General features: G+C 61.3%; 9 protein-coding genes. 6 read left to right on the top strand and 3 right to left on the bottom strand.

The window, feature by feature from the left end; genetic code table 11:
* A partial coding sequence (locus tag MOV63_RS31010) for a lytic transglycosylase domain-containing protein (RefSeq protein ID WP_247039542.1) occupies window positions 1-606 on the top strand: 606 nt, incomplete at its 5' end.
* Window positions 607-647: 41 nt separating this feature from the next.
* On the opposite strand, the gene MOV63_RS31005 is transcribed toward MOV63_RS31010, so the two are convergent.
* Window positions 648-2,000 (bottom strand): serine hydrolase, encoded by a 1,353-nt coding sequence (locus MOV63_RS31005; protein ID WP_247039541.1) that lies wholly within the window; start codon window positions 1,998-2,000, stop codon window positions 648-650.
* Window positions 2,001-2,166: 166 nt separating this feature from the next.
* On the opposite strand from MOV63_RS31005, the gene MOV63_RS31000 reads away from it, so the two are divergent.
* The 5 genes from MOV63_RS31000 (at window position 2,167) to MOV63_RS30980 (ending at window position 7,372) form a co-directional block, all read left to right on the top strand.
* Window positions 2,167-3,414 (top strand): DUF3419 family protein, encoded by a 1,248-nt coding sequence (locus MOV63_RS31000; RefSeq protein ID WP_247039539.1) that lies wholly within the window; start codon window positions 2,167-2,169, stop codon window positions 3,412-3,414.
* Between the two features lie 11 nt (window positions 3,415-3,425).
* A complete protein-coding gene (locus MOV63_RS30995; protein ID WP_247039537.1) occupies window positions 3,426-4,082 on the top strand; it encodes a class I SAM-dependent methyltransferase in 657 nt (218 codons plus the stop codon).
* 147 nt (window positions 4,083-4,229) lie between these two features.
* Window positions 4,230-5,015 (top strand): glycoside hydrolase family 25 protein, encoded by a 786-nt coding sequence (locus MOV63_RS30990; protein WP_247039535.1) that lies wholly within the window; start codon window positions 4,230-4,232, stop codon window positions 5,013-5,015.
* Window positions 5,016-5,155: 140 nt separating this feature from the next.
* Window positions 5,156-6,358 carry a lytic murein transglycosylase gene (locus tag MOV63_RS30985; protein WP_247039533.1) on the top strand — a complete coding sequence of 401 codons (1,203 nt, stop codon included), beginning with the start codon at window positions 5,156-5,158 and terminating at the stop codon, window positions 6,356-6,358.
* A gap of 84 nt (window positions 6,359-6,442) precedes the next feature.
* On the top strand, window positions 6,443-7,372 hold the full coding sequence (locus tag MOV63_RS30980; protein WP_247039530.1) for a DMT family transporter: 930 nt from the start codon (window positions 6,443-6,445) through the stop codon (window positions 7,370-7,372).
* A gap of 417 nt (window positions 7,373-7,789) precedes the next feature.
* Here MOV63_RS30980 and metF read toward each other — a convergent pair whose 3' ends face one another.
* Both metF and MOV63_RS30970 read right to left on the bottom strand, forming a co-directional pair.
* A complete protein-coding gene (metF, locus tag MOV63_RS30975) occupies window positions 7,790-8,677 on the bottom strand; it encodes a methylenetetrahydrofolate reductase [NAD(P)H] (protein WP_247039528.1) in 888 nt (295 codons plus the stop codon).
* A 13-nt stretch (window positions 8,678-8,690) separates the two neighbouring features.
* Complete coding sequence (locus MOV63_RS30970) at window positions 8,691-9,689, bottom strand: metalloregulator ArsR/SmtB family transcription factor (RefSeq protein WP_038543569.1); 999 nt, start codon at window positions 9,687-9,689, stop codon at window positions 8,691-8,693.
* Between the last annotated feature and the right edge of the window lie 255 nt (window positions 9,690-9,944).

The following is a 9,944-nucleotide window of genomic DNA, read 5'->3' as shown; positions in this document are numbered from 1 at the left end:
AGCCGCCTCGTGTCGCCGCCGATCGCGCCTGCCGTCACCGAAGGCCGGATCCAGCCGGCCGCAGCCTCCGCAATCGCGCTCGACGAACCCGAACTTACGCCGGATATGGTCGCACTGCAGACCGTCGTCCCGATCCCTCGCCCGGACACTGCGACGCTTGCCTATGCAGCGCAGCCGAGAGCGATCGCCGCATTGTCCGCCATGGAATTCCCACCGGCTCCGGGCGAGCCTATGCCGACCACGGCGTCCGATGCGCCGCCGGAATTGAGCAAGCTCATCAAGCGTTATGCCGGCATGTACGGCGTGCCGGAATCGCTGGTGCACCGCGTCGTGCATCGGGAAAGCAAATATGATCCCAAGGCCTATCACAAGAACGGCTATTGGGGCCTCATGCAGATCAAGTATTCGACCGCCAAGTCGATGGGTTACGAAGGCCCGCCGGCCGGCCTGCTCGATGCCGAGACCAACCTCAAATACGCGATCAAGTACCTGCGCGGCGCTTGGCTGGTTGCCGACAACAAAAACGACAATGCCATCAAGCTTTATGCGCGCGGTTATTATTATGATGCCAAGCGCAAGGACATGCTGGACGTCCTGGAAAAGTAAGCCAGGCCCGAAAAATATTTGGACGGTATGCTCGCGGCGCCTCAGGGCGCCGTTGTTGCTTTCACCACCTCGGCGACAAGCCGTGTCGGATCGTAGCGGTTCCAGCTCGGCGTCAGCCCAAGCCTTACCACCACCAGATCGAGCGACGGGACGACCGTGATGGTCTGCCCATCATGCCCCTCGATGAAAAAGGCATCCGCCGGCATGTCCGGATTGTTCTTGCGCGGCAGCCAGGTCTGCATCTTCGAATAACGGCCGTTCGACGTGGCGTTGGTCTGGTGCATCAGCGCGACAAAACCGTCCGGCAGGATCCGGCTGCCGTTCCAGACGCCGTCTCGCGCAAGCAGCAGCCCCATACGAGCCCAGTCCCGCGCCGTCGCATACATATAGGAACTGCCTACGAGCGTGCCGGCCGCGTCGGGTTCAATCACGGCGCTTGTCATGCCCAGCGGACCAAACAGGGCGGTGCGGGGATAGACAAGCGCTGCGGTCCCGTCGCCGACCTTTTCCATCCAGATTTTTGAGAGCAGCACGGCGGTGCCGGAGGAGTAGCTGAACCGTGAACCGGGATCGGCCTCCAGCGGCTGGTCGGCGGCAAAACCTGCCATGTCCGGCTCGAGATAGAGCATGCGCGTCACATCCGCGACCGCACCGTAATCCTCGTTGAAGGCAAGTCCGCTTTCCATGGCGGCGAGGTCCGCAATCCGGATATCGCCGCGCTGGTTGCCCCGCCATTGGGGAAACAGTCCCTTGTTGTCCAGCGAGAGCTTTCCGTCGCGGATCAGCGTGCCGAGGATCGCGGCGTTGACGGTCTTGGTCATCGACCAGCCAAGCAGCGGCGTATCCTTTGAAAAACCGCTAGAGTAAATCTCGGCGACGATCCGCCCCTGCTTGACCACCACCACCGCCCGCATGCCAGGTCCGACAAGATTCGCATCTGAGAGGAGCCGCACAACCGACGGATCGGGTTCCACTTTTCCGCCTTCCGGCCAAAGCGCGGACGGATCGGCTGACGTAACGGCAGGCATTGGAATACTGACAGCTGGCGCGGCTGCGCCGTCAGGCGTGACGGTGCAGCCGAGCCCTTCGCGATAGACCGCGTCATTGCCGGCGAAAATGCCAAGCAGCGCCGCATGAACCCGCTTTTCCGTTCGGTCGACGGAAACCCGCATCAATCTCAGAAGCGGATGACCGGGAGCCTGGACATCGACCGCCAGAACCTCGTCGCTGTCGCGTCCGGCAAAGAAGACGTTCGAGCAGACTATCTTGGCCGAATAGCCGCTGCCGACCCTCAGCAGTTCCGGAGGCGAGATATAGAGCCAGATCCCAAGCCCGATCAGGCCGACGAAGATGACGCCGATAAGGATTTTCAAAAACCGGATCAAGAACCGCATGCATGCCTCCCATTGGACGGCCGCATGCAATCAGGAATCTCGGGTCCAAGGAAGAGGCGATCGGCCGCGCCCGGGCCTATTGCCGGACTAGACACAGGCCTCGTCATCAATCTGTAGCATGACAGGTTTACACGCGCTGAAACTCTGGACAAGGCGGGACTCGACCATGGCGGATATTGCACAGGAAGCCGGTTTTCGGAAAAATCAGAAGCTGAAGGACGCACTTCTGCAGCATAAAGCTCTGTCCCGGCAGGGTTTCTCAGAAAGGCTTTTCGGCCTCCTGTTCTCCGGCCTCGTCTATCCGCAGATCTGGGAAGACCCGGAAGTCGACATGACCGCCATGGAGCTTTCCGAGGAGCATTCGATCGTCACCATCGGCTCCGGCGGCTGCAACATGCTGGCCTACCTGTCCCGCTCGCCGAAGAAAATCGATGTCGTCGATTTGAACCCGCATCACGTCGCGCTGAATCGCCTGAAACTCGCCGCCTTCCGCCACCTGCCCGGCCACGGCGATGTCGTTCGCCATTTCGGCATGGACGGCATCCGCACCAACAGCAAGAGCTACGACACCTTCATTGCCCCCAATCTCGATGCAGCAACCCGCGCCTATTGGGACAAGCGCTCGATTGCCGGCCGCCGCCGGATCGAGGTGTTCGACCGCAATATCTACAAGACCGGCCTGCTCGGTCGTTTTATCGGCGCCGGCCATCTGATCGCCCGCCTGCACGGCATCAACCTGACCGAAATGGCCCATGCCAAGTCGCTGCGCGAACAGCGCCAGTTCTTCGACGACCGCATCGCTCCGCTGTTTGACAAGCCGTTGATCCGCTGGATCACCAGCCGCAAGAGCTCGCTGTTTGGCCTCGGCATTCCGCCGCAGCAATATGACGAGTTGGCGAGCCTCGCCTCCGACGGCTCGATCGCGCCGGTCCTGCGTCAGCGCCTCGAAAAGCTCGCCTGCCACTTTCCGCTGCGCGACAACTATTTCGCCTGGCAGGCTTTCGCGCGCCGTTATCCGAAGCCCGAGGAAGGCACGCTGCCGACGTATCTCAAGGCTGAAAACTACCGTGCCATCCGCGACAATGCCGAGCGCGTCACCGTCCATCATGCAAGCTTCACCGAACTGCTGGCCCATAAGGCAGCCGGCTCGGTCGATCGTTACGTCCTGCTCGACGCGCAGGATTGGATGAACGACGAGCAATTGAACGACGTCTGGTCGGAAATCAGCCGCACGGCTGCACCCGGCGCCCGCGTGATCTTCCGCACCGCCGCCGAAAAGAGCGTGCTCGACGGTCGCCTCTCGCCGGCCCTGCTCGATCAATGGTCCTATCTGGAAGAACGCTCCAGCGAGCTCAACCTCGAGGATCGCTCGGCGATCTACGGCGGTTTCCACATCTACGTGAAAAAAGCCTGATGGCGACGGATATGGCGAGCAGCCCCCTGTCCAATGGCCACGCCGAACGCATGGACCGGATGTATCGGTATCAGCGCCATATCTACGACATCACCCGCAAATATTACCTCTTCGGCCGCGACCGGGCTATTGCGGGATTGAATGTTCCGCCGAATGCCTCGCTGCTCGAAGTCGGCTGCGGCACCGGTCGTAACCTCGCCCTCGCCCACCGGCTTTATCCGGCTGCAAGGCTCTACGGCCTCGATATCTCCGCCGAGATGCTGGAAAGCGCCCGCGCCAATTTCCGCGGCAAGCCGGTCACCCCGGAATTTCGGGTCGCCGATGCGACCAGTTTCAAAGCGGAGGAATTCGGCACGACCGGCTTCGACCGTATCCTGATCTCCTACGCGTTGTCGATGATTCCCGATTGGGAAAAGGCGGTCGAAGCCTCGCTTGCGGCGCTTTCGCCGCATGGTTCGCTGCACATCGTCGACTTCGGCCAGCAGGAACGGCTGCCGGGCTGGTTCGGGCGGTTTTTGAAAGCGTGGCTCATGCGTTTCCACGTCACGCCGCGGCCGAACCTGCACGAGGTGCTCGAAAGCAAGCTTGCCGACGCTAACGCCGATATGATCTTCGAGGAGATCGGCGGGGGCTACGCGTGGCACGCGGTCATTCGCCGCCGGAGCTGAATCCCCGCCCTCCCCGGCGTTTCGAGCTGGAATTCCTCTTGCCCTAACTGATTTTTTACGACGTTATGGTGAATATGGAGTTCACGCCTCCCTGTTTTGCGTCGAACGGGGCAAGAGGCTTCCACATCGACACCACACGGGATGTTCATGCCTCGGCTCCTTCTGGCCCTCCTTGCGACCGCGATCCTTGCCACGGGATGCACATCCTCCAGCTATGACCCGATGGAAACGTCATCGGTCAAGAAGATGCGGTTCAAGGACAGCGACCCGCAGGATTTCGGCAAGAACCACCCGGGCCTGCACGAGATCCACGGCATCGACGTCTCCAAGTGGAACGGTACGGATATCGACTGGCCGGCCGTGAAGAAGGCTGGAATAGCCTTCGTCTTCATCAAGGCGACCGAAGGCAGGGATCGCATCGATCCGACCTTCGAGCTGAACTGGCGAGGTGCAGCGTCGGCCGGCATTCCTTACGCCCCCTACCATTTCTATTATTTCTGCTCGACGGCCGACGAACAGGCCGATTGGTTCATCAACAATGTGCCCAAGGATGCGGTAAAGCTGCCGCCGGTCCTCGATATGGAATGGAACCAGGCTTCGCCGACCTGCAAGACCCGTCCCGATCCCGAAACAGTGCGTGCGTCGATGCAGCGCTTCATGGACCGTCTCGAGGCCTATTACGGCAAGCGTCCGATCATCTATACGTCGGTGGATTTCCACCGGGACAATCTGGTCGGCGCCTTCAGCAACTATCATTTCTGGCTCCGCGCCGTGGCGCAGCATCCCACCAAGATCTACCCCGATCGCCGCTGGGCCTTCTGGCAGTATACTTCGACAGGCATCGTTCCGGGCATCAAGGGTGAGATGGATATCAACGTCTTTGCGGGCACGTCCAAGAACTGGCATAACTGGATTGCGGCGGTGAACAAGTAACTCCGCTCGCAGGGCGAACAGGTGTCTGGCAATGTGTGAGCAGTTGCGATAAAAACTGCGCCACCAGAGCTGTCGCCCATGTTTCGGTCACAAAATTTTCCGAGATCAGGCGGCGCTTACTCAGATTCTAGGAACGCCGAATGTCCGCTCGCTTTGCCCGCCGCCTCGCCCTCGCCTCCGTCATCACCAGCTGCCTCGCCTCCACCGCTCTCGCCCAGACCCCGGCTCCCGCCTGCGGCGGCGATCTCGGCGCCTTCCTGAACGGCGTCAAGGCGGAAGCCATTTCCAAGGGCGCATCGGCAAGTGCTGCGGATGAAGCACTCGCCGGCGCGCAGATCGACCAGAAGGTCTTGTCTCGCGACCGGGCCCAGGGTGTCTTCCGACAGACCTTCATTGAATTCTCGCAGCGCACCGTCAGCCAGGCCCGCCTCGATATCGGCCGCCAGAAGATCAAGCAGTATGCGGACGTCTTTGCCCGCGCCGAAAAGGAATTCGGCGTGCCGCCAGGCGTGATTACCGCCTTCTGGGCCATGGAGACCGATTTCGGCGCCGTCCAGGGCGATTTCAACACCCGCAACGCCCTGGTGACGCTTTCGCACGACTGCCGCCGCCCTGAACTTTTTCGCCCGCAGCTGATCGCCCTGATCGAAATGGTCCAGCATGGCGATCTCAATCCTTCCATCAACACGGGTGCATGGGCCGGCGAGATCGGCCAGGTGCAAATGCTTCCGAAGGATATCGTCGCGCACGGCGTCGACGGTGACGGCGATGGCCATGTCAACGTCAAGACCAGTTCTCCGGACGCCATCCTGACAGCCGCCAAGTTCATCCAGAGCATGGGCTTCAAGCCCGGCCAGCCCTGGATGCAGGAAGTGACGCTGCCCGAGAACCTGCCTTGGGACAAGTCCGGCCTCGGCAACGAAATGCCGGCGAGCGAATGGTTCAAGCTGGGCGTCGTCCCGCGCGACGGTGTAACCAATTTCGGCAACCTGCCCGCAGCCCTCATCCTGCCGCAGGGCCGCAAAGGACCGACCTTCCTCACCTATCCGAACTTCAACATCTATCTGGAATGGAACCAGTCGTTCATCTACACGACTTCGGCCGCCTATTTCGCAACCCGGCTTTCCGGCGCTCCGACCTATCAGAAGGGCACGCCAGACCAGGGTCTCGACGATACCGGCATGAAGGCGCTGCAGACCAAACTCGAAGCGCTCGGCCACGATATCGGCAAGGTCGACGGCATTCTCGGATCGGGTACGCGCCAGGCCGTCCAGAAGGAACAGGCACGCCTCGGCCTGCCGGCCGACGGCTGGCCGACCCAGGGCCTGCTCTCCGCGCTCTGAAATTCAATCGCCGCCCGGCGAAATCGGGTGGCGACTCGTGGATCATCGGGATATCCCTTCGCCTTGACCGCGAGGAGATTTCGCATGACAACCGCCGCCATTTCGAAACCCGGCGCCGTGGCATGGGCGCTGATCCTGCTGCTCGGGCTGATCTGGGGTGGGTCCTTCTTCTTCGCGCGCGTAGCGGTCTTTGAAGTTCCGCCCTTCACGCTCGTTTTCCTGCGCCTGTTTCTGGCGGCGCTGGCGCTCCATATCTACCTGCACGGTCGCTTCGAGCTCTATGCGACGCTTCGCACCCATTGGCGCTCGTTTCTGGTGATGGGCTTTATCAACAACGCCCTGCCCCACACGCTGATCTTCTTCGGCCAGACCGAGATCGGCGCCGGGCTTGCCTCGATCCTCAACGCGACGACGCCGATCTGGACGGTTCTGATCGCCAATCGCTGGACCACCGACGAGAAACTGACACCCGCAAAAATCGCCGGCTGCCTGACGGGACTTGCCGGCACGGCCGTGCTCATCGGGCCCGGCGTCACGGCAGCCGCCTCGGTGCCGTTCTGGGCGCTGATCCTGCCCATCCTTGCGGCAATCTCCTACGGCGTGGCCGGCACCTACGGCAAACGTTTCCGCGGCCTGCCGGCACCTGTCAGTGCCACCGGACAGCTTACGGCCTCCAGCCTGATCATGCTGCCCGTGTCGCTCTTCGCCGACCAGCCTTGGGCACTGCCCGCCCCGTCGACACACGCCGTTCTTGCGATCCTTGCCCTGGCGCTCCTGTCGACCGCCTTCGCCTATCTTCTCTATTTTCGCATTCTCGCGCTGGCGGGTGCAACGAACGCGTCTCTGGTCACACTCGTCGTGCCTCCGAGCGCTATCCTTCTCGGCGCGCTTTTCCTCGGCGAAAGGTTGGAGGCGACCGACCTGATCGGCATGCTGCTGATCGGCTTCGGCCTCGTTCTGCTCGATGGAAGGCTTCTTCGCAGACGCAGCAATGTGGCATCGAGAGCGCCGTAACGGGGCGAAACCATCACGGAATATGTCAGAAGTTAACAGCCGTACACGGCTTTTTAACTTTGCGGAAATTAAGATTAACGGATGGTTTATTAATAAAAATCAGTGACTTACACGATCATTTCCGGCGTAAGGCGAATAGGCGGACGGCACTGCAGCATCGAAAGACGCTTCCCAACTGGCACAAAACCGACATAAAGTCTGCCCGTCAACGCAAGGAGGCAGACATGGGACGTACATACTCTCTCAATGTCTTGGTAGTCGGTGCAGCGTTTGTGTTTGTGGCATCCATGCTCTTCATTTGAGCGCCACCAGTTCCACTACCAGTTCAAAATATCGCATCCACGACCGTTTGATAATCAGCACTTCCGGTGAAAACGCATGCTCCTTTCGTAGGAGCATGCGTTTTTTTCAATGCGCTCAGGCAGCGGCGATACGCGGCGTGCGGATCTGCCGGCGGCCGAGCCGGTGCAGGACGGCGGATACGAGCGGTGCGCGGTTCATCGTGTAGATGTGGAAGTCGCCAAGTCCGCGGCGGATCAGGTCTTCGATCTGTTCGGCCGCGATATCGGCGGCGACCTTGGCGCGATCCTCGGGCTTGTCGTCCAGCCCTTCGAAACGGGCATCCAGGAAGGACGGAACCGAAGAACCGCAGCGGCCGGCGAAACGCTTGAGCTGGGTCAGGTTCTGGATCGGCATGATGCCCGGCACGATCGGGATCGAGATGCCGGCGGCGCGCACCTTTTCGAGATAACGTTCGAAGATGTCGTTGTCGAAGAAGAATTGGGTCAGTGCCCGGGCAGCGCCTGCATCCGCCTTGCGCTTCAGCATTTCGATGTCTGCGGCAAGATCGGTGCTTTCCGGATGTTTCTCGGGATAGGCGGAGACGGAAATGTCGAAGCCGCCGAGCTCGGTCAATCCGCGCACCAGGTCTGCCGCATTGGCATAACCCTCCGGATGCGGACGATACTCGGTGCCGACACCGCTCGCCGGATCGCCGCGCAGGGCAACGATATGGCGGATGCCGGCGGCGCGATATTCGCTGACCACCGAATGGGTTTCTTCGTGCGTGGCGTCGACGCAGGTCAGATGTGCGGCGGTCGCAAGCGAGGTCTCTCCGACCAGTCGGCGCACCGTATTGATCGTTGGCGCCTTGGTCGAACCGCCCGCACCATAGGTGACCGAAACGAACCTCGGGTCCCAGAGCGCCAGTTCATCGACCGTATCCCAAAGCTGGCCCTCCATCTCGTCCGACTTCGGCGGAAAGAATTCGAAGGAAACGCTGAAAGTTTCGCTATCGGCGGTCATTGGTTCAGCTCCCTTAAAGAACGGTTTGCGATTGGGCGGAGGCGTGATGGGCAGCAATCAGCAGCCGGCGGTCGCGGGCGAGCCAGACGGTGGCCGTAAGCCCGCCTTCCTTGCCCGAACCCAGATCGATTGCCTGCTCGACTTCGAGGCCCACCTTCTCGAGCCATTCCGCCATCACCTGATGGGAAAAGCCGAGACGCACATGGGCATGGTCGTTGCGCAGGTATTCGAGCGTATGCGGTGCGAGATCGACGATCAGCAGGCGGCCGCCGGGGCGCAGCACGCGGGCTGCCTCGGCGATCGCTAGTTCCGGCTGGTCGAGGAAGTGCAGCACCTGATGAACGGTAATCAGGTCGAAATCCTGGCCTTCGAGCGGCAGGTTGAGAATGTCGCCATGCCGGACGGACGCCTTGACGATCCCGGCCCTGTCGAGATTGGAGCGGGCGACCGAGAGCATGTCGCGGCTCGCGTCGATGCCAACGGCGCGACGATAGATGTTGGACAGAAGTTGCAGGATCCAGCCCGTGCCGGTGCCAAGATCGAGAAGCGCGTCGACCGGCGTCGTGCCGATCAGCTTCAGCAGCGCCGACTCAACGGCCGCGTCGCTTATATGCAGGCGGCGAAGCTCGTCCCATTCGGACGCGTTGCGGCTGAAATAGGCCTGGGCGCGCTCGGCATGCAAGCGCTTGACCATCGTCAACCGCTCGCTGTCTCTCAGCAGGACCGGATCCTCCTCGGAAGCGGCCGCCAGCAGCGTCCTGACCAGCGTTGCCGCCTTGCCTTCCTGCTTCAGCCGGAAATAGGCCCAGGCGCCTTCCTGATAGCGATCGATCAGCGCTTCCTCGGCAAGCAGCTTCAGATGCCGTGAAATGCGCGGCTGCGACTGACCCAGGATTTCGGTAAGATCGGTGACGGTCAGGTCCCCGGCAGCGAGAAGCGCGAGCAGGCGGAAGCGCGTCGGCTCGCCCGCCGTTTTCAGTACGTCCACCAGGGTGTCGAGCGCCAATCCCATTCAGCCGCATCCTTACGCAATCAAGATATAAAGATATGTTTATATCGTTTTGCCGTTCTATGCAAGCAGCAACTGATGGATCAGGGAAGGATCGACCAAAACGCAGAAGGCGGCCGAAGCCGCCCTCTTAAGTTTTCTTGGTGCCAGGAAGATCAGAATTCTTCCCACTCGTCGGTCGATTGTGCGAGAGCCGTATTTCCGCGGGAAACCGGAGCGCGGGCCGGCGCCGGCCGGGTGGGGGCAGCGGCGACCGGG

Origin of the sequence: Neorhizobium sp. SHOUNA12A, assembly GCF_023006505.1 — a bacterium.
In the GTDB taxonomy this organism is placed as follows: Bacteria; Pseudomonadota; Alphaproteobacteria; order Rhizobiales; family Rhizobiaceae; genus Neorhizobium.
This window is presented reverse-complemented; position numbering and strand designations above follow the sequence as displayed.